This window comes from Soonwooa sp. (assembly GCF_032062245.1).
Classification (GTDB): domain Bacteria; phylum Bacteroidota; class Bacteroidia; order Flavobacteriales; family Weeksellaceae; genus Soonwooa.
Genome location: NZ_DAMBQF010000014.1, coordinates 39,146 through 59,241, shown reverse-complemented (window position 1 = coordinate 59,241; position 20,096 = coordinate 39,146). Strand labels below are relative to the sequence as shown.

The window sequence follows — 20,096 nt, the reverse complement described above, 5'->3', positions numbered from 1 at the left end:
AAAATTTTAACCTGAAAAATTTGCAGATTAACATAGAACATCGGGGCTAGGGATTTCGGATAATAATTTAAATTTGAAACAAAAAAAAGCTTTGCCCCATCCGAAGACAAGCAAAGCCTATTCAAAACCCTTTATTTTAAATGAAATTCTAATTTAATTTATCCGTCAACTTCGCAAATTGTTTTTCAGCATTTTTCTCTTCATATAGAATAGCGAAAATCGTGTTGATAATCGGAAGTTTTAATTTTTTCTCCTTACAAATACTGTAGATACCATTAGTTGCATAATAACCCTCAGCAACCATGTTCATCGATTGGATCGCGGATTTAACAGTATAACCTTTCCCGATTAAGTTCCCGAGATTTCGGTTACGCGAGAATAATGAGTAAGCGGTAACCAAAAGGTCACCAAGATAAGCACTTTCATTAACGTCGCGAGGTTCTGGATATACAGCTTCTAGGAAGGTTTCCATTTCACGAATTGCGTTAGAAACATAAACCGCAATAAAGTTATCACCATAACCCAATCCACTAGCAATACCAGCACCGATGGCGTAGATATTTTTCAGGATTGCGCTGTATTCGTTACCAAGGATATCTAGACTTTCGTTCACTTTGATGTAGAAAGAAGAGAATATTTTGGAAAGAATTTCGGAGTCTTTTTGCTCTGCTGCTGCAATTGTTAGGTAAGAAAGACGCTCCATCGCAACTTCTTCTGCATGACAAGGACCAGCAATTACGGCTTGATTTTTATAACCAATCTGGAACTTGTCACGAAGGTAATTTGCTACAATATCATTGTATTCTGGCACAATACCTTTAATCGCCGAACAAAATAATTTGTCTTGATAATTACAGCTTAGATTTTCTAAAGTACCAGCAAGATAGATAGATGGCGTTGCTAAGACAACAATGTCGCAAGCTTCAACCAGTTCGTTTATATCAATAGTAAGTTTTAGTTGCTTCATGTTAAAGCTAACCATTGGAAGATAAGTTGGATTGTGTCCACGCAATTGGATTGCTCCTTTTACGAACTCGTTACGGACATGCCAATGCACGGTTTTACAGTTTTCTGTCAGCATTTTTACAATTGCTGTTGCGAAACTTCCACTTCCTACAACACCTATTTTAGGGAGTTGAGGAGATTTTGTTTTTGCCATTTTGTTTACTTATTTTAACCTAATGCAAAGCTACAATTATATAATTAAAATGAAAATTTATCATTGCAAAATCAATAAATACCTATTATTAGGTATTTCATAGAATTAAAAAATAATTAAAGTTTGTTAAATATTTTACTGTAAATGACCGTTTTATAAAAAATGATTATTTTTGCATTCTTAATTTTTAACGTATAATCAAGCAGATATATATGAAGAGATTTTTGAGAAGTAATAAAAAGACTAATATCGTTTTGGGATGTTTATTAGTTGTTGTTTTTGCTCAAGCCATGTTAATCGGAAAGCTTTATTCTGAGAAAGATGATAAAAATTATCAAGTTAATTTAGTAAAAATTAACACGATAAAAGACAGTATTGATCACCGCGAACTAAAAGAAAACCTTTTGAGTGTTGATCAAGTGGTTCGTAATCTTAATTCATTTTTAGTTTCCAAAAACGTATCAGATGTAAGAATTGAAAACCTTGCAAAAGATAGCTTAGCAAACGAAGTTTATCTATCAAAACAAAGTAATCGTTATAGCCAGTATCTAGTAGATCTTGAAAAAAAATTACAGAAAGTACCGTTAGGTGTTCCGACTTCGGGCTATATTTCTTCTAACTTCGGAATAAGAAAAAATCCTATTCCGTTTAAAACTGTTTTTGCTTCTGTTAAACCATTGAAGCCTGCTGCAACTGATAGTACTGGCGCGGTTGCCACATTAAAAGAAGATTTAAAAGCAGGTCAAAATGCTCCAGCTGAAAAAGATCAAATGCAGTTCCATAAAGGGATTGATGTTGCTGTAGCTTTTGGTTCTGATGTTGTTGCGGCGGCTGCTGGTAAAGTTTTATTTGCTGGACAGAAGGGTGGCTATGGTAATTGTGTCATCATTTCGCATGGTAACGGTCTTGCAACACTCTACGGACATTTATCTAGTATTTCGGTGGCTAACAATCAGGATGTAAAAGTGGGAGAGGTGATTGCGAAGTCTGGAAATTCTGGACGTTCTACTGGTCCACATCTTCATTATGAAGTTCATAAAAATAATACACCGGTTAATCCGAAGTTGTTCATGAATTTATAAAATATTATAAGCATCTTTTTAAGATGCTTTTTTCTTTTTTAAATTTCTGTAAATATCAATTGTTCACGGATTTTGCGTGAGCGATGGCAGCGAAAATCCTTTGGGTTGACGCGAGGCGGCGGAGCGTAGCGGAGCCGTCCGAGCGGCAAGCTAAAGATTCTGACTAACGTTAAATTTTACTATTGATAATCAATTAGTTATGCTTTAGTGCGTTTTTACTATTTGATTATCAAAATTAGTAAAAATAATCGTTAGCGGCTAAAAACAACTTCGTTTTCGAGTAGGGGAATTGTAGCGAACGTAGCGACCCGAGGTGATGCTTTGGCTTTTGCTTTGGAGAAACGAGGGACACACCCAAAATAAAAAAATCCCGAAACTTGGTAAGTATCGGGATTTTTGTGAAGTATAACTTTAATTATTTCTTAAGCTCTTCAAGAAACTCGTCGTGAGAGATTACTGTTTCTTTTTTGCTAGCTTTTTCTAGGATAGCGTCTTTTAGTTTTGCCATACCAACTTCTGAAGAGATTTGACGTACTTGGTTTTCGTCTTTCAACATTTCAACCGCGTATTTTTGTACTTCTTCGTCAGATAAGTGGTGGATACCGTAGATTGCTAACTGATTTCTTACCAACTGCTCAGCTTGTGCCAATACGTCGTTGTAGTCTAAAGAAATTTCGTTTTGCGTCATCAACTTACCTTCTAAGATTTGGTATTTGATTTGGTTTTTCTCGTTTTCAAGAATTTCTTTTGCTTGCTCTTCAGATTGGATGTTTTGGTTAGAGAACAACAACCATTTTGTTAAGAAAGCTTCAGGAAGTTTAACTTCTTCTTTTTCAGAAACTTGTTCTAAAATTTTGTTAACGAAATGTACATCAGCATTTTGTTGGAAGTACTCGTCTAACTCTTTTTTAACACGCTCTCTAAGTTCTTCCTCAGACTTAATTTCGTCTTTACCGTAAACTTTATCGAACAATTCTTGGTTAAGTTCTGCCAAGTCTAGACCGTAGATATCTTTAACAGTTACCTCAACTTCGTTGTGGTGCATGTTTTCAGCTTCATCTTTGTTGATGCCTAATTCTTTAGCAAGATCTTCTTTAGCTACTAAATCTTCTTTAGAAACTTTTACAGATTCATCTTTTTTAAGAGACTTAACAAGATCGTATACTGCTTTAGTTTCTTTGTTAGCTGTAACGTGCTTTGGCGCGTGGTTGTGCTCACCTTCTGCACCTTCTTCTACAACTTGCTTAACTTCTAGAGCGATGTAAGAATCTTTTCCGATTTTGTCTTGCTCTACACGCTCAGCAAAACGCTTTTGCATGTTTTCTACACTTGTAGTGATTTCTTTATCAGACGCTTCAACTTTGTAGTGTGGCGCTTCGTATTTTGAAAGATCGATTGTCAATTCTGGCTCGTAACCAACTTCGAAAGCTACAGAAACTTGATCAGCATTGTAGTCTAACTCGTTAACTGGAAGAGGTACTGGTTGACCTACCAATCTCAATTTGTTATCATTAACATAAGCGTTAAGCGCCTCAGAGATTTGCTTGTTGATTTCTTCAAAAGCGATACCAGCTTCATATTGTTTTTTAACCATACTTAAGGGCACTTTTCCTTTTCTGAATCCAGGTACTTGCGCATTTTTAGCGTAGTTAATTAAAGTTTTGTCAACTTTTTCTTTGTAATCTGATTTATCCAAAGTTACAGTAAGTAATGCACTTACTTCGTCATGGTTTTTTGCTGTAACGTTCATTATTAATTAATTGAAATTTTAGTTGGCAAAAATAGTCAAAAAAGAGCGATTTGCAAAATTAATCCTTAGACTAATCATAGCAAATCGCTCATAAAATATGTTAATTTTAATTTTATCGAAGATTTTGTTTATTTTCTTCAACAAAATTGATTCTTAAGATCTTAATTCGTGATACCGAAAGTTGCTTCTGCATCTGTCTCGCCACCAGTTACACTTCCCCAAGCTGTTCCATTAAGGTTTTCGTTTGCTGAAGCTGGCTCGTGGAACAATGTCATTATTAATTTGGGAGAAGAATCTTTTGCAGCTTTTACAACAGTCCATTTTGTTTTAAGACCAACACGCACGCCTTTTTTGTTGGGTGTATCTAGACGCTCCAATTGGATCTCCGATTTTGGAAAATTGAAAATCAAAAAATGTTCATCTTTTGCCATATCAATTTCGCTGGTTACATCTTCGCTACCATTCATAAATTGAGCAGTAACTTCATAGCTTTTTCCGTCTTCTAATTTTATTGCGGGTGCCGCACCAGATCCTACGCTGTAATTATAATCTTGGACATTATTGGTTGTCAAATTTTTAACATGCAAAACGATATTCGTTAATTCTTCTTGTGGAAGATCATCCGCTTCGAAGTCGTTGTCTCGGCTACAAGATACGATGCTGAAACTTAATAATGTTAATACGAATAATGTGCTTAATGTTCTAATTGATAATATGTTTTTCATTTTGATTTGTTTTAAAAAAGTTTAATTAAAATTTTAAATAATGATACTAAAAATTGTATCTGAAATTGATAATAATATTGCGTCCCATATCGTCCGAAAAATATCTAAGACGGTTGAGATAATCGCGATAAGCTTTGTTAAATAAATTTTGAACAGTTACGCCAGCCGCAAGTTTTTTTGTTAAATTAAATCCTGCTTGGACATTCCAAAGATTGTAAGCTGGAGGCGGCGTACTAAAATTTACCGTTTTTGTTACTTCGACACCGCCTTCATAAAACGTAATTTCTGAATTATGAATCGGGAAACGATTTTGTTTTAAAACTATTCTGTTTTCTAAATTAATGTAGAAATTTTTCCAATCTTTACGTTGGTATTCCAAACTGTTGCTAAAGTTGGTTGGCATCATCAAGATCAAAGGCTCATCGTTGGTGGTGTCTTGTCCATAAAGATAAGCACCACGACCACGATAGGTGAGGTCGTCTGTCAAATGGAGATTAACATCGACATCAACGCCCAACATTTTTGCATTGATTTGACGATATTCCCAAACTGGAAAAGGACCAACTTGCGTCGCTTGCTGAATGCCAGTCGGAATCTGATTAATAAAATTATTGGTGATGAAATAGTATGGATTGATACTAAAATCAAAACCTTTCAAAACATCATCTTTCCCATCAATCAACAAATTGAATTGATGACCAGATTCGTTCTGCAAACGCATATTTCCTTTTTCGATAATGGCAGCAGAATGATGTAGACCTTCAGCAAAAAGCTCTGCAACATTTGGTGTTCTTTCTACTTTTGCATAATTAAATTTCACTCCAAAATTTGGACTGGCTTTCCAGTCGATTCCAACATTGTAAGAAAAGTTTTTAAAATTAAGAATCGGATTAGTCAATACACGATTTTGATACGTTCGCACATAAAACTGCGAAAAATCTTGCGCATAATTATTCGTCCAATCTTTGTAATCATACCACTTTACTACATTGTACTTGGTTGCATCGTAACGTGCGCCAGCTTCAACATTTAGGTTTGATAGCAGCTTGTATTTAAAAATAGAATATAAACCTCCCGAATACTTATCATAATTCGGAACCAAACGTCTGGCTTGGGTTTTCGGATTCGAGTAGTTGTTTTGATACATCAAATCAATGCCTGTTTCCAAAGACCCTTTTTCGCGTTCCAAAAGATCATTAATGTTGAACTGATTGGTAATCAATTCCAAATCCAAACTTGGGATACTATTCAAGTCACCACGACGAAGATCATATTCTTTTCGATGATTATACTGGAAGCTGTAAGATGCCGAAATCTTGCCTAAATTTTCAAATCGTTTAAAACCCGAAACTTTCGCAATATGATGTTCGATTTCTTGTCTAGGATTATCAATCGAATACCCAAAATCTCTCATATACAGAGGTTCTGGCGCGGTCATAGCCAAATAAAAATCTTTGTCATTACCAACATGCGAACCTCGGAAAATCCCTAAGTTTTGATTTGTGACATAATAGTCAAATGAAATCCCTTGCTTGAATTCATTCTTTTGAACCGTAAAGTTAAAAGAAGAAAACTCGCTTCCCGTGTTCATCAAATCATAGTTAGGCGCGGATAAATCACCAAGCTTTTTGTAGCTTCCATTGGTTTTGATTGCCCAACCATTTTCCCACGTTTTTAAAACTTTAAGGTCTACGCCAAGTCCACGACCATTCGACATCCCCGAAAGATTAGCCGATCCACTTATGCTGTCTTTCTTTTTGTAAATCTCAGGTTCCAAAACGACAACGCCACCAACAGTGTCCGTTCCGTATTTGAGAGCTGAAGCGCCTTTTATCACATCGATGTGTTCAAAATTGGTGATGTCAACATTAGGAGCATGTTCTACACCCCATTCTTGTTCCGCCAATTTTACACCATTGTTGATAATGGAAATTCGGCTGCCGTACATACCGTGGATAATCGGCTTGGCGATGCTGTTTCCGGTTTTCAAAGTTCCAACACCAGAGATTTTGGTCAACAGATTACCGAGATTCTCTGTGGAATTTCGTTCGATGTTTTCTTTATCCAAACTCTTGATAATGATTGCGCCTTTGGATTTGTGTGGCGCATGTATCGTAATGCTTGCAATTTCTTCTGTGTGATGCTCCAACAGAATTTCCAAATGTAGATTTTTGTTAAGTTCTATTTTGGATTCGTAAGCGTTACATTTTGGGTGCGTTACGATAATGTTGTAAGTCCCAGCTTTGATGTTTGAAAGTGTGAAATTACCTTTTGCATCCGTTTTTGTCGAAAGACTTCCCACGACAACGGTTGCATCACGCAACGCAGATTTGTCATGAAAATCCTTCACCACGCCCTCTACTTTGTACATAGATTGCGCCATTAACAATGTTGTCCCCAAAAGGAGAAACATTACTTTGAATATTGTTTTCATTAAGTTGAATTTCAGTATAACATATCCAAAATGGAAAGCCCAAATGGAATGAATTTAATTGCTATTATAACTGAAAAACAGGAGGACCTCGCAAATAGAGGCTGGTAATATTGTAATTGAAAAAGCTTGACTGCAAAACTGCAAACTCCTGCTTTTCCGAAAAGATTTTTAGTGATGAAAATTCAAAGTCGAGTGGTTCGATGCTATGGTTGGTCGTCAAAAAATGACAAGCCAAACAGTCATTAGCACTCGTGAATTTTTCTAAAGAATTCTTCTCAAATTTTACGTCCTTCGAAGTCGAAAAGTTAAGTTGAAATTCGGAATGATGTTGATGTAAATAAGGCGAAAAGACAAGCAACAACAAATAAAGTCCAGCTATAAAACTGGAGATTATCGATTTATGTTGTTGGTTTTTTCTAAACATCTTTACAAAGTTAGTGTTTTATATTTTGATATATTTAATTCAAAAACAATTATGTGTTGTTATATGTCTTTAAAAACTAAAATTTGTTACGATTATTTTTCGGAATCGAAGTAAAGACGGTAATATTTACCTTTTTCGTCTTGTCCAGTTTCTAGTTTGTCGCGATCGCCATGAACGTAGATATGGAAGTTTTTATCAAGTTTAATGACTGATTTGAAGTGGCGTTGTTGCTTTTTAACCGCTGATTGATTAATTGGAAAATCTTCCGAAATGCTAACTTGCATATCGTTTTCATAATCGGTTTTAAAGTTTGAAAAACTTTCTATAACGTGCTCGTCTACCAAAATTTCGTTAACAAAATCATCGTATTTGAATTCTTCTTTTTCTTTGAAGAAGTTAATGGACTTGTTAAGAAAGTCCGCTTGATCGGCTCTTGACACTTCAAATTCTTGAGGAAGTTGTGTCGTGATATAATCTTTGTAAACCGCCAAAGTCTCTTGTGTGTGGAAGAAGTCGTTGTCGCGTTGTTTCACTTTTAAGAAATCCTCGAACCAATAATACATGTCACCGTTTTTGTTGTTATCAACAACGGACAAAATGTAACCAGATTCTTTATCATTATTATAAATAAGCGCTGCTTTGTCAATTTTTGAAAGGCCAATTCCGAAATCTCTTTCAACTGCGAAAGATTCGTTTTGAGGATAAATTTTGAGAAAAGCTTCTCTTTTTTCGGTTTTGAAAATTCCGATTTTGTCGATTTTTCCGCCTTCTGGATCTTCTTCGGAATCAAAAAACACGATGAAAACTTCGCCATTTTGAACGCGTGGATTTTCTGCTGCTTCGTAAAGATGTTTTGCGATATTTTCGGATTCCCACAGGAATTTGCTTTTGTCTTCAAAAATTTCGGCAACCGAACTGTACACAGGATTGTTAACCAAATAAGTGTCGCTATAAAACTGAAATTGCTCTTCGGATTTGAAAGCGTTAAGGAAATAATTTCCTAGCATCTCTTTCATATCTTCGTGCAACTCTAGCTCTTCCTGAGAAAGGATTAACGGATCACCATTGATTTTGTTACCAACTTTATGTACAACGATTTTAGAAAACATGTTTATAATCTTTTAGGATTGCAAAGATAGGAATCAGAAATTAAGATTCGATATCAATTTTCTGATGTCTTTCTTTTTTTGAGAAATCTGTCAACGGATGCGTGAGGGCAAAGCGCATTGTTGGAGCTCGTGAGTTGAGGCAGCGGCTGAGCGAAGCGAAAGCCGCCTCCTCAACTAACAGCGACTGCGCGGAGACCGACGCTTTGGTTGAGATAAGCTAGGAAAAGCGGCACGCCCAAATAGAAATATGCTTCCTAAAAAATTATAAATTGTATTAAAGTTTTTAATAAAATAGTTAATATGTTTAGAAAAATATTAAATTTTTCTAAACATGATGTTTGTCATGGAATTATTATTGTTTGGTTAATTTTTGTAAAAACGAATATTAATTAAAAATTAGAATTATGATGAATAAGGTATTAATTAAAAATGCGGTTTTAGGAATTTTATTATTCGGGTCAGCAAGTTTTGTAACGGCTCAAACTTCAATGAAAAAGTCGCCAGAAATGCAAGTGACACAAGAGCAAGTGAATCCAGCTATCGACGCTTTGAAAAAACAAGTGGAAGTTAATCCAAAAGATAATAATGCGCTAGTGAATCTTGCGGTTGCTTATCAAGATGCGAAGGATTGGACGAATGCGTTAGAAACTTGGAAAAAAGTAACAACTGCGCTTCCAGATTGGGCGCCAGCATACTATAGTGAAGGTTATGTATATCAATCTTTGAAAGATGTGCCGAATGCAACGTCTTCGTATCAAAAATATATTAATCTAGTTAAGCCTGAGGAATTAGAGGCTAGTAAAACAAATTTGGCTTATGCTCACTTTTTTGTAGCTTATTCTCAGTTTGAAACTAACAAAGAGGAAGCGAAAAAGAACATAGCAAAATCTCTTGAGTATGACGCAACTAATGCTGATGCCATTAAGTTGAAAGAGGCTTTGGATAAATAATTGAATAAGAATAATGCAATAAAAAACGCTTCAAATTTTTGAAGCGTTTTTGTTTTTTTTATCCTTTGAATTCTCCCATATCGATAAACTTCTCTTGACGATCTTTCATTAGTCGATCTCCCGACTGTTTTGATAAAGTTTTAATGTCTTTAAGAATCACTTCTTTAACATTTTCAAAAGTTTGTTTTGGATCATAATGCGCACCTCCAAGTGGTTCTGGGATAATAGCATCGATCAATTTTTCTTTTAACATGTCAGGTGCTGTCAACTTCATTGTAGCGGCTGCAGTTTCTTTATACTCCCAACTTCTCCAAAGAATTGCTGAACAGTTTTCTGGTGAAATAACAGAATACCAAGTGTTTTCTAACATATAGACGCGGTTACCAACACCAATTCCTAATGCTCCTCCTGAAGCGCCTTCTCCAATAATAATGGTGATAATTGGCGTTTTCATTTGGCACATTTCCAAAATATTTCTTGCAATTGCTTCACCTTGTCCACGCTCTTCAGCTTCTAAACCAGGATAAGCGCCCGGCGTATCTACCAACGTCACAATCGGAATGTTAAACTTCTCCGCCAACTTCATAAGACGCAAAGCTTTACGGTAACCTTCTGGGTTTGACATCCCAAAACGACGATGTTGTCTTTCTTTGGTTGTTCTACCTTTTTGAGTCCCGATAATCATCACACTTTCACCGTTTATTTTGATAAGTCCGCCAATCATCGCCGGATCATCACCAAAGTTGCGGTCGCCGTGTAACTCCACAAAGCTATTTTCGTCCGCAATCCCTTTGATATAGTCCAAAGTGTATGGTCTGTCTGGGTGACGAGATAATTGCACACGTTGCCAAGGCGTTAGGTTTCCGTATATTTTTTTCTTGGTAGCAAGAATTTTATCTTCAATCTTTTTGCAAGATTCTTTAACATCTACACCGCTTTCTTCACCTACTAGAGCACATTTGTCATATTGCTCCATAAGGTCTTTTACCGGTTGTTCAAAATCTAAGTATTCCATTGTTTGTATAAGAATTCAATCTTCAAAAATAGCGTTTTTTTATAACATCTAAATTTTTTAAAAATCGAAATGTATTATTTTATGTTAGAAATAGCATTTTTAAGTCTCAAAATACTTTCGTCTTTTCCAAGAATTGAAAGAATATCTGGTACATCTGGTCCTTTTAGTTCTCCAACTAAAGATAAACGAAGTGGCATCATTACTTTGCCCATTCCAAGTCCTTTTGCTTCTGCAAAATCGTGGATAGTTTGTTTTAAAGTTTCTGATTCGAAGTTTGAAGTTTGAAGTTGATCAGCGAATTCTTGCATTAAACTTCCAGTTTCTTCGTTCCATGCTTTTTTGCTAGCTTTTTCGTCGTAAGAAGTTGGCGCTTCGAAGAAAAATTTGCTATCGTTATAAATATCTTTAATGAAACTTGCTCTTTCCTTCATCAAAGAAACAATTTTCAACAAAGTGTCATTATTTAAACTTGAATTTTTAACCTCATCCAATTCTTTGAACAATTCTAAAACTTCAGCATCCGATTTTTTCAATAAATATTCGTGATTAAACCAAACTGCTTTTTCAGGATTAAATCTTGCGCCAGCTTTGTGAACTTTATGAAGATCAAATTCAGAAATCATTTCGTCCATCGTCAAGATTTCTCTATCGTTTGCAGGACTCCAACCCAACAAAGCAACCATATTGATGAATGCATCTGGGAAATAACCTGACTCTTTGTATCCTTTCCAAATATCACCGCTCTCAGGATCTTTAAAATCCATCGGGAACACTGGGAAACCAAATTTAGCGCCATCTCTTTTGCTTAATTTTCCTTTTCCTTCTGGTTTTAAAATCAATGATAAATGCGCAAATTGCGGAGCTTCCCAACCCATTGCTTCGTACAACAAAACGTGAAGTCCCAGTGAGGGCAACCATTCTTCGCCACGAATAACGTGAGAAATTTTCATTTCGTGATCGTCGATAATGTTCGCAAAATGGTAAGTTGGCATTCCGTCATTTTTTACCAAAACTTTATCATCTAAAGTATCAGTATTTACACTGAAATTTCCACGAATGATATCTTCCATATTCAGTTGACGACCAACTGGCATTTTGAAACGCACAACATAAGCAACTCCATCTGCTTTTAGTTTTTCCACTTCTTCATTAGAAAGCGTTAAACTATTTTTCATGCGATTTCTCGTGAAATTGTTGTACGCAAAAACTTCATCTTTCGCTTCAAATTCAGAACGAATCGCATCCAATTCTTCTGGTGTATCAAAAGCGATGTAAGCATAATCTGTCTTTAAAATTTGTTCGGTATATTTATCGTAAATATCACGTCTTTCAGATTGACGATAAGGTCCGTAAGGTCCACCATGAATTGGACTTTCATCAGGGATTAATCCGCACCATTCCAGAGATTTCATAATGTAATCTTCAGCACCTTCCACGTATCTTGCCGTGTCGGTATCTTCAATTCTTAATACAAAATCGCCTCCGTTATGTTTAGCGAAAAGATAATCATATAACGCAGTTCTTACACCACCCAAATGCAAAGCACCTGTAGGACTTGGCGCAAAACGGACTCTTACTCTTTCCATTGTTTGAAAAATTTAGAGTGCAAATTTACGAAAAATGAAGAGATTATGTTAATTTTAGCTAAGTTTGTATGATGACAAAAGTAGAAAAGCAAAATAAAATTTTATTTTATATAAAAGGCTACTCAACGCAGTTTCTTCCAAAACAAAATCTTGAAAAAAAAATTAATGCTCTTCGTAAAATTTTGAGTAAAAGAGATTTGGAGGTTGCTGAATATCGCGTTGACTACTATAATAAATTGTCAGAAAAACAAAAAGTCACACATTCTGGGACACGAATTAAAGATTTAAAACATCCTAAAACACCCAAGTCGTACTATTTTGATACTTACGAATACGCACACTATTTCGATGAGAATCTTTTGATTGATTATTCTTTTGGTGATGTTAACACGATTTTGCCAATCCCAATGATTACAAAAAGTCGCCCGATTGCAGGAAATAATGAGAATAATATTCTTTTAAACCTCGATAAAGCGAGACATTTTGTGTTGGTCGATGATTCTAAAAGTTTTGATTCTAAAACCAATAAATTAATTGGCAGAGCAGCGGTTCATCAGCAACATCGCATTGATTTTTTTAATCAATATTTTGAAAATCCACTTTGTGATCTTGGGCAAGTTAACAAAAGTGGAGGCGACCAAAAATGGTTGAAACCTAAAATATCGATTGACGAACATTTAAAAAATAAGTTTGTTCTGAGTCTTGAAGGTAACGATGTAGCAACTAATCTTAAATGGATAATGTGCTCTAATTCCTTAGCAGTAACGCCAAAGTTAAAAATGGAAACTTGGTATATGGAAGGAACTTTGATCCCGAATGAGCATTACGTACAAATTGCAGATAACTACTCGGACCTCGAGGAAAGACTACAATATTATATAGATCATCCAAATGAAGCTAAATTAATCATCGAAAATGCAAAAGAATTTAGATCAAAATTTAGCAACAAAAATTTAGAGGATTTAATTGCACTTTTGGTTTTGAAGAAGTATTTTAATTTAGTGTAAGAAATTAGAAGGTAGAATTTATGAAGTTTTGGAATATAAAAAAACAGTTTAAAAAACTTAAAAAAGATATTAAGTTTAAAAAAACTTTTAAATCAATTGATGCTAGCTTAAAAGAAATTTATTTTTTTGAAAATAATTCGTTTAGTTTTGAGGAAAGTTCCGATCCGAAAGTAAGCATTATTATTCCAGTTTACAATCAAATACATTACACTTTAAATTGTTTATACTCGATTTTTCAAAATGAAGATCATATTCCAAAAGAAATAATTGTAGTTAACGATTGCAGTACAGATGATACCGCTGCAATAATTTCTAAAATCAAAGGTGTAAAGCTAATTAACAATACAGAAAATTTAGGCTTTCTTAAAAGTGTAAATAAAGCAATTCAATACGCTGAAGGTGAATTTATCTATCTTCTTAATAATGACATAAAAGTTCAAAAAAATTATCTTTCAGCACTTTTAGAAGTTTTTTCTGAACAAAAAAATGTTGGAGCAGTTGGCTCTAAATTAATTTTCAACAATAGTACTTTACAAGAAGCTGGTTGTTTGGTGTTCAAAAATGAGATCATTGTAAATCGAGGTGCAACGCAATCTATTGACGCACCTCAATTTAGCTTTATAAGAAAAGTAGATTACGCTTCTGGCTGCAGTTTACTTTTTAAAAGAAAAGATGCAGAAGGAAACATTAATCTTTTTGATGAAGTTTTTGCACCCGCTTATTATGAGGAAAATGACTTGTGCATGACTCTAAAGCATAAGCAAGGCTTAGAAATTTATTATCAGCCGAAATCAGAAATATTACATTTCGAAAATGTTAGTTATCAAAACATAAGTTTGGATAAGAAAAATCTTTTAAATCGCAACTCAAAAATCTTCTATGAAAAATGGACTAACTATCTAAAAACGAATTGGAAAGAAGGGCCTGAAAACTACCGAATCAATGATAATAAAGGTTACGACAAAAGCATTCTTATAGTTGAAGAATATATGCCAAAATTTGATCAAGATTCTGGATCCAATCGTTTCACTGAAATTGTAAAAATATTAATAGCCAATAATCATAAAGTTTATTTACTCATTAAAAATGGAGTTTCGGAAGGGGATTTTGTTTATCTAGATCTGTTTCAAAAACTTGGTGTTGAAGTTATAAGAGATTATTTAACTCCAAAAAAAATGATTATCCGTGCGGAAAAGCAGCTTAAACAAATAAGAAATGCAGTAGATTTCATATGGATTTTCCGTCCAGAAGGTTATGAATATTATTTAGATGTTATTCAGAAAATTGGTTTTGATGCCAAAATAATCTACGACATGGTAGATCTGCACTATTTGCGATTTGACCGAGAAAAAGACTTTTTTACCAAAACAAGGAGAAGACAAAAGAGAGAAAAAGAAGTTCGTGAACTAGAGCAAAAAGCGCTTCAAAATGCCGATGTAATTGTTGCAATTAGTGATCAAGAAAAAGAAATTTTAATAAATGAAGGTTTCAAAAAAGATAATATTTTTATCGTAAGTAATATACATACTGTTAAAACTAATATTACTCAAAAGTCTTTCTCAGAACGTGATGGATTGGTTTTTATTGGCGGTTTCAACCATAAACCTAATATTGATTCGGTTATTTATCTCCATCATGACATAATGCCGCTGGTTTGGAAAGAAAATAAAGATATCAAAGTTTACATTATTGGTGGAAGTGTTCCAGATGAAATAAAAGCTTTACACTCTCCGCAGTTTCAAATTTTGGGCTACCAACAAGAAATTGATGACTATTTTACGACAGCAAAAGCCTTTGTCGCACCTTTACGATACGGCGCAGGTGTGAAAGGGAAAATAGGACAAGCTTTGGAGTATCAGATTCCTGTAATTTCGACCACAATTGGAGTTGAAGGCATGAAATTAAAGCCCAACGTCAATGCTTTAGTTGTTGAAATATCAGATCCAGAAGCCTTTGCAAAAAATATTTTAGAAATTTACACTAATGAAGAAAAATGGAATAGTCTTCATAAAAATAGCGAAGACGGTTTAAGCTATTTTTCCATAAAAAAACAAGACGAAAACATCAAAGAAATTTTTGAATATTTAATTAAATAAACAATGATTATAAAAGCTGGATTTCTAATCTCTTATGATTATGAATATTTGAAAATTGCACTTCCATTAATATATTCTTGTGATGACATTAGTGAAATTTACCTTGCAATAGATCAAGATTTTAAAACGTGGAATGATGAAGACTTTACAATTCCAGATTCTTTTTTTCAGTGGATAAAAGATTTTGATACCAAAAAGAAAATTACCATTTATAGAGATAACTTTTATGTGTCAGAACTTTCAACAATTGATTGCGATACCAGAGAAAGACGAATGCTTTCCGAACGTATGGGAAAATGCGATTGGTATATTCAAATAGATTCTGATGAATATATTATTGATATCCAAAATTTCGTTAATAAGCTTAAACAAATTTCCAAAGAAATGCCAGGGAAAGAACTTTCTGTAGCTGGTAAAATTGTGATGCTTTTTAAAGAAAACGGAGATGAGTTGTATGTTGTAAATCCTATTAAAGAATTAATTTGGCTAGCAACTAATGCACCTGCCTATCAGTATGCAAGAGCTAATCTAGAGCAAGAATTAGTAAAAACCGATACTTTAGTTGTCCATCAATCTTGGGCAAGAAGTGAGGCAGAAATTAGCCAAAAAATTAGAAATTGGGGACACATGAAAGACTTTGATGTTAATCAGTTTTATGAAAACTGGCGAGTTCTAGATAAAACTAATTACAAAAACTGGAAAAACTTTCATCCACTTACACCAAATGAATGGCAAAGTCTTTCAAGAATTAAAGGATATCAAATTAAAGAATTTAATAAACTTTCAGAATTTCAAATGAAAACTGTAGTTAATTATCCTTTCTTAAGCGGATTTATAAAACTATTGGGGTAAGTTTATATTTATTCGAGGTTTGTAATCCAACACATTCTTTATCCAATTTTCGAACGAGTATTTTTCAATTAATTCAGAATCAGAATCAACGATTGAGCTGGAAAGGAAATCGCGTAACACTTCAGACGTAATCGAAGAATCGTAAACCAAAATATTTTCTGGTTTATACAAGTCATGCTTTGTGATTTCAGCGTTCGTTGTAATTAGTTTTTTGTGCATTCCCAAAGCTTCAAAAACTCGCAGTGACAAACCTTTATGTCTTGGATTGTAAAAGTCAACAAAAGTTTTCGCACTCTGCCCACGTTGATAAGCGTCTTCAAAACTAATTTTTTCCGTAATGTAATGTAGATTTGGAATATTGCGATGTATTTCCTTGACTTCTTCTACATTATCAACGAATATTTCAAAACGAATTTTAAGATGACAATCATTAATTTTTCGTAGAAAATCAAGTATAAAATCCATTCGAGAATCGGTATAAACACCAATAAAATACAGGTCTAAATTTTCGTCCTGCTTTTTAGAACTAAAAATATCTTGATTAAAATAAAAATTTGTAATCCCTAAACATTTTTCAACACCAACATCTTGAGGATCAAACACAAAAAAACGATCGAACAATGGGATTATATTTTTTACTTTTGGAAAAACATTTAGCCCATCCCACTGGTATCCAACCAATAGTTTAGATTTAGATTTTATCAATTTTATAACACTTTCTGGGTAAAGATCTGGACGAATGAGAAGTGCAAAATCAACATTGTTTACAGCATCAATTCTATTAGAGATTGTATTTTTTTGATGTTGAAACTTGAGTTCTTGTTTATAATTTTTATTTCCTAAGAATGTTTTTTGAATTAAATTTTGAAGCTTTTCACCAAAGTTTTTATAAGCAAAATGTTCATCATCAAAGCTGATATCAATAACTTTGAAACCCATTAATTCTAGGTTTTTGATAACTAGTTTGTAAATACCATACCTTTTTGGCATTCCAAAAAAAATGGTTTTATTTTCAAATACTTTGTTGATAGCCATTTTTACAAGTAACAATTTTTTCTTCAACTACTTTTTCATAGGTTGAGAAGTTCGTTTGTTCGTTTTTACGATCAAAATAATCGTGATGAAGATGATAGCAAATTGCACGCATTTTTAGTCGTCTTTGCTTTACACCAAGGTTATTGAGTCGCGCAGCCAATTCGATATCTTCATGTCCCCAACCAGACATATCGTTGTTGTATCCGTTTACTGCAATGAAATCTTCACGCCAAAATGAAAAGTTACAACCTTTTACATTATTGGATTTAAAATGATCTTTTCTGAAAAAATTAGCCATCAAAGGAAATCGAGTCGCATTGATTTTATTTTTCACATTTTTGGAAACCCAATCCATGCGAAGTTCTTTTTCTGCTAAAATTTTATGGGTGTTTTCTTCAGAAATTAAAGACCGCGAGCCATTTAAAAAAAAACCTTTTTGCTTCTCAGAAATATGATCTTTAATAAAGTTTTTATCTAAAATAATATCACCATCTATCTGAACAATATAATCGGCATCCGTTCCTGCAACAGCTTTGTTCATGATAATTGTTTTGCGAAAACCATCATCTTCTTGCCAAAAATGCTTAATAGGAATTTTGCTTTTTTGCTTCCAATCTTCGATTAAAGTTTTGGTTTCTTCTTTTGATCCGTCATCCGCAATCAAAATTTCATTCGGCTTCAACGTTTGATTTTGAACAGATTGCAAAACCTTATCCAATGCAGAAGGCCAATTGTAAGTTGATATCAATAAAGCGAATTTCATGATTTAAAGATACTGATTGATTCCGTTTTCGCAGAACTTAACGCCGTTTTTCTTGGCATCTTCGAAAATTTGTTCATTCTTTTTCAAATTTTCTTTTGCATTAATTGGATGATGAATGTGAAAAACCAAACCTCCCATTTTCAGAAAACGTTTTTCTTTTCCAGCATTTAGAAGCCTTGCAACAAATTCTTTATCTTCTGGTCCCCAACCTTTAAAATCTTCGTTGTAACCATTAACTTCAATGGCATCATCACGCCAGAAAGCCATATTACAACCATGGATTTCCCACCGTTCGTCGCCCGTATTTTTATAATTAGTTTCAAATTTTTTCCATAAAAGAGGAATTCGAAACGAACTAAAAAAATTGGTAATCCCTTTTGCAAAAGGATTTATTTTAATGTTTTGCGACTTCAGTTTTTCAGAAGAAAGTTCGTCATTAATATAAATTCGACTAGCGCGGACAAAAGAATTTTTCTTCGCAAATGCTTTGTGATCTGCAATAAAATAAGGATGAAGAACCAAATCCCCGTCAATCTGGATAATATAATCTCCCGATGCTTTTGCGATGGCTTTATTCCTAATTTTAGCCAGTTCGAAACCATTGTCTTCATGCCAAATATGAACAACAGGCACTTTCGATATCTTTTGATATTTTTCCACAATATCTTTTGTAGGCGACTTAGAGCCGTCGTCTGCAATCAAGATTTCATCAGGAAGTATTTTCTGTGCCATTACGCTTTTCAGACAAACATCTAAAGCTTCTGGCCAATTATAAGTGGATATTAAAAGGGAAGTTTTCAATAATTATTTATTAAATTCTAAAACAGTTTTTTCGATAATATTCACACAATCCAACAATTCATCTTTTCTAATAACCAAAGGTGGTGCAAGACGGATAATGTTTCCGTGGGTTGGTTTTGCTAGAAGTCCATTTTCTTTTAAAGCGACACAAAGATTCCAAGCTGTAGAGCTTTCAGGTGTATCATTAATTAAAATAGCGTTTAACAAACCTTTTCCTCGAACAGCAGTTATCAAATCTGTTTTGTGAATTAATTTTTCTATTTCAGAACGGAAAAGTTCGCCTAATTCTTGTGAACGCTCTGATAATTTTTCTTCTTCAACAACATCCAAAGCCGCAACTGCAACCGCACAAGCTAAAGGATTTCCACCAAATGTAGAACCGTGTTGTCCAGGTTTAATAACGTTCATAATATTATCATTGGCTAAAACCGCAGAAACTGGATACATGCCGCCAGAAAGTGCTTTTCCGAGAATTAAAATATCAGGCTGTACATCTTCATGATAACAAGCAATTAGCTTTCCTGTTCTTGCAATACCTGTTTGTACTTCGTCCGCAATAAAAAGAACATTATATTTTTTACAAAGCTCAGAAGCTCCTTTCAGGAAGCCGTCATCTGGAACGTAAACGCCAGCTTCACCTTGAATTGGCTCCGCTAGAAATGCAGCGATATTCTGTGCATCAGCTTTTAAAGTTTCCTCTAAAGCATTTAAATCGTTGTACGGAATTTTAACAAAACCAGGCGTGAAAGGTCCGTAGTTTTGGTTCGCATCGGGATCATTAGAAAAAGAAACAATGGTTGTGGTTCTTCCGTGGAAGTTGTTTTCGCAAACGATGATTTTTGCAGCATTTTCTGCGATAGCTTTTACTTCATAACTCCATTTACGAGCTAGTTTTACAGCGGTTTCCACAGCTTCTGCTCCAGAATTCATTGGTAAAACTTTATCAAAACCGAAAAGCGTTGTAATTTTCTTTTCGTATTCTCCCAATTTATTATTGTAGAAAGCTCTTGAAGTTAAAGCTAAAGTTTGTGCTTGCTCTGTTAATGCTTTTACAATTTTTGGATGAGAATGTCCTTGGTTAACCGCCGAATAAGCAGACAGAAAATCATAATATTTTTTGCCTTCAACATCCCAAACATAGACGCCTTCACCTTTCTCTAAAACCACGGGAAGTGGATGATAATTGTGGGCGCCGTGTTTTTCCTCAAGTTCTATATAGTAGTTTGAATCTTTGTTGTTTTCCATATGTATTTATATTTTGCGCTTGCAAGTGAAAAAAAAGCCCAACCTAAGCTGGGCAATCGTTAT

17 protein-coding genes are annotated in these 20,096 nt (G+C 34.2%); 5 read left to right on the top strand and 12 right to left on the bottom strand.

The annotated features are described in order from the left end of the window. Positions 1 to 148: 148 nt before the first annotated feature. Entirely contained in the window at positions 149 to 1,159 is a 1,011-nt protein-coding gene (locus RT037_RS08550; protein WP_313030002.1) for an NAD(P)H-dependent glycerol-3-phosphate dehydrogenase, read from the bottom strand. 212 nt (positions 1,160 to 1,371) lie between these two features. Between RT037_RS08550 and RT037_RS08545 the strand changes: the two genes are divergently transcribed. After that, positions 1,372 to 2,241, top strand: coding sequence for a M23 family metallopeptidase (locus RT037_RS08545; RefSeq protein ID WP_313030000.1), 870 nt, complete (start codon positions 1,372 to 1,374; stop codon positions 2,239 to 2,241). A 415-nt stretch (positions 2,242 to 2,656) separates the two neighbouring features. On the opposite strand, the gene RT037_RS08540 is transcribed toward RT037_RS08545, so the two are convergent. The 5 genes from RT037_RS08540 to RT037_RS08520 form a co-directional block, all read right to left on the bottom strand. Continuing rightward, positions 2,657 to 3,991, bottom strand: coding sequence for a trigger factor (locus RT037_RS08540; RefSeq protein WP_313029997.1), 1,335 nt, complete (start codon positions 3,989 to 3,991; stop codon positions 2,657 to 2,659). A 161-nt stretch (positions 3,992 to 4,152) separates the two neighbouring features. Next, positions 4,153 to 4,716 (bottom strand): hypothetical protein, encoded by a 564-nt coding sequence (locus tag RT037_RS08535; protein ID WP_312322094.1) that lies wholly within the window; start codon positions 4,714 to 4,716, stop codon positions 4,153 to 4,155. 46 nt (positions 4,717 to 4,762) lie between these two features. Beyond that, positions 4,763 to 7,150: a TonB-dependent receptor gene (locus RT037_RS08530; protein WP_312322095.1), complete on the bottom strand. Its 2,388-nt coding sequence runs from the start codon at positions 7,148 to 7,150 to the stop codon at positions 4,763 to 4,765. Positions 7,151 to 7,214: 64 nt separating this feature from the next. Next, on the bottom strand, positions 7,215 to 7,574 hold the full coding sequence (locus RT037_RS08525; RefSeq protein WP_313029992.1) for a hypothetical protein: 360 nt from the start codon (positions 7,572 to 7,574) through the stop codon (positions 7,215 to 7,217). A 92-nt stretch (positions 7,575 to 7,666) separates the two neighbouring features. Continuing rightward, the gene (locus tag RT037_RS08520) at positions 7,667 to 8,683 is read right to left on the bottom strand and encodes a nucleoid-associated protein (protein WP_312322097.1); all 1,017 of its coding nucleotides are present in this window, start codon (positions 8,681 to 8,683) and stop codon (positions 7,667 to 7,669) included. Between the two features lie 404 nt (positions 8,684 to 9,087). Here RT037_RS08520 and RT037_RS08515 point away from each other — a divergent pair, with 404 nt between their 5' ends. Next, positions 9,088 to 9,633 carry a tetratricopeptide repeat protein gene (locus RT037_RS08515; RefSeq protein ID WP_313029991.1) on the top strand — a complete coding sequence of 182 codons (546 nt, stop codon included), beginning with the start codon at positions 9,088 to 9,090 and terminating at the stop codon, positions 9,631 to 9,633. 58 nt (positions 9,634 to 9,691) lie between these two features. On the opposite strand, the gene RT037_RS08510 is transcribed toward RT037_RS08515, so the two are convergent. Beyond that, complete coding sequence (locus RT037_RS08510) at positions 9,692 to 10,648, bottom strand: acetyl-CoA carboxylase carboxyltransferase subunit alpha (RefSeq protein WP_312323555.1); 957 nt, start codon at positions 10,646 to 10,648, stop codon at positions 9,692 to 9,694. A 74-nt stretch (positions 10,649 to 10,722) separates the two neighbouring features. Next, positions 10,723 to 12,234 (bottom strand): glutamate--tRNA ligase, encoded by a 1,512-nt coding sequence (gene gltX, locus RT037_RS08505; protein ID WP_313029989.1) that lies wholly within the window; start codon positions 12,232 to 12,234, stop codon positions 10,723 to 10,725. Between the two features lie 68 nt (positions 12,235 to 12,302). On the opposite strand from gltX, the gene RT037_RS08500 reads away from it, so the two are divergent. Genes RT037_RS08500 through RT037_RS08490 form a run of 3 tightly spaced genes read left to right on the top strand, consistent with a single transcriptional unit; the run spans position 12,303 to position 16,189 of the window. Then, positions 12,303 to 13,241, top strand: a complete 939-nt coding sequence (locus RT037_RS08500) for a glycosyl transferase family 90 (RefSeq protein ID WP_313029987.1) — start codon at positions 12,303 to 12,305, stop codon at positions 13,239 to 13,241. Between the two features lie 20 nt (positions 13,242 to 13,261). After that, on the top strand, positions 13,262 to 15,337 hold the full coding sequence (locus RT037_RS08495; RefSeq protein WP_313029983.1) for a glycosyltransferase: 2,076 nt from the start codon (positions 13,262 to 13,264) through the stop codon (positions 15,335 to 15,337). A 3-nt stretch (positions 15,338 to 15,340) separates the two neighbouring features. Then, entirely contained in the window at positions 15,341 to 16,189 is an 849-nt protein-coding gene (locus tag RT037_RS08490; protein WP_313029980.1) for a hypothetical protein, read from the top strand. On the opposite strand, the gene RT037_RS08485 is transcribed toward RT037_RS08490, so the two are convergent. Genes RT037_RS08485 through rocD form a run of 4 tightly spaced genes read right to left on the bottom strand, consistent with a single transcriptional unit; the run spans position 16,178 to position 20,033 of the window. Further along, positions 16,178 to 17,224: a hypothetical protein gene (locus RT037_RS08485; protein WP_313029978.1), complete on the bottom strand. Its 1,047-nt coding sequence runs from the start codon at positions 17,222 to 17,224 to the stop codon at positions 16,178 to 16,180. The genes RT037_RS08490 and RT037_RS08485 overlap by 12 nt on opposite strands. Next, the gene (locus tag RT037_RS08480; RefSeq protein WP_313029975.1) at positions 17,202 to 17,987 is read right to left on the bottom strand and encodes a glycosyltransferase family 2 protein; all 786 of its coding nucleotides are present in this window, start codon (positions 17,985 to 17,987) and stop codon (positions 17,202 to 17,204) included. Before RT037_RS08480 ends, RT037_RS08485 begins: the two co-directional genes overlap by 23 nt. Positions 17,988 to 17,990: 3 nt before the next feature. Next, the gene (locus RT037_RS08475) at positions 17,991 to 18,788 is read right to left on the bottom strand and encodes a glycosyltransferase family 2 protein (RefSeq protein WP_313029972.1); all 798 of its coding nucleotides are present in this window, start codon (positions 18,786 to 18,788) and stop codon (positions 17,991 to 17,993) included. A gap of 3 nt (positions 18,789 to 18,791) precedes the next feature. Continuing rightward, a complete protein-coding gene (rocD, locus tag RT037_RS08470; protein ID WP_313029967.1) occupies positions 18,792 to 20,033 on the bottom strand; it encodes an ornithine--oxo-acid transaminase in 1,242 nt (413 codons plus the stop codon). Between the last annotated feature and the right edge of the window lie 63 nt (positions 20,034 to 20,096).

Coding starts and splice junctions, on each gene's coding strand:
- RT037_RS08495 (WP_313029983.1), top strand. CDS start 13,262: ATGAAGTTTTGGAATATAAAAAAACAGTTTAAAAAACTTAAAAAAGAT.
- RT037_RS08530 (WP_312322095.1), bottom strand. CDS start 7,150: ATGAAAACAATATTCAAAGTAATGTTTCTCCTTTTGGGGACAACATTG.
- gltX (WP_313029989.1), bottom strand. CDS start 12,234: ATGGAAAGAGTAAGAGTCCGTTTTGCGCCAAGTCCTACAGGTGCTTTG.
- RT037_RS08510 (WP_312323555.1), bottom strand. CDS start 10,648: ATGGAATACTTAGATTTTGAACAACCGGTAAAAGACCTTATGGAGCAA.
- RT037_RS08515 (WP_313029991.1), top strand. CDS start 9,088: ATGATGAATAAGGTATTAATTAAAAATGCGGTTTTAGGAATTTTATTA.
- RT037_RS08535 (WP_312322094.1), bottom strand. CDS start 4,716: ATGAAAAACATATTATCAATTAGAACATTAAGCACATTATTCGTATTA.
- rocD (WP_313029967.1), bottom strand. CDS start 20,033: ATGGAAAACAACAAAGATTCAAACTACTATATAGAACTTGAGGAAAAA.
- RT037_RS08540 (WP_313029997.1), bottom strand. CDS start 3,991: ATGAACGTTACAGCAAAAAACCATGACGAAGTAAGTGCATTACTTACT.
- RT037_RS08480 (WP_313029975.1), bottom strand. CDS start 17,987: ATGAAATTCGCTTTATTGATATCAACTTACAATTGGCCTTCTGCATTG.
- RT037_RS08500 (WP_313029987.1), top strand. CDS start 12,303: ATGATGACAAAAGTAGAAAAGCAAAATAAAATTTTATTTTATATAAAA.
- RT037_RS08525 (WP_313029992.1), bottom strand. CDS start 7,574: ATGTTTAGAAAAAACCAACAACATAAATCGATAATCTCCAGTTTTATA.
- RT037_RS08485 (WP_313029978.1), bottom strand. CDS start 17,224: ATGGCTATCAACAAAGTATTTGAAAATAAAACCATTTTTTTTGGAATG.
- RT037_RS08490 (WP_313029980.1), top strand. CDS start 15,341: ATGATTATAAAAGCTGGATTTCTAATCTCTTATGATTATGAATATTTG.
- RT037_RS08545 (WP_313030000.1), top strand. CDS start 1,372: ATGAAGAGATTTTTGAGAAGTAATAAAAAGACTAATATCGTTTTGGGA.
- RT037_RS08520 (WP_312322097.1), bottom strand. CDS start 8,683: ATGTTTTCTAAAATCGTTGTACATAAAGTTGGTAACAAAATCAATGGT.
- RT037_RS08550 (WP_313030002.1), bottom strand. CDS start 1,159: ATGGCAAAAACAAAATCTCCTCAACTCCCTAAAATAGGTGTTGTAGGA.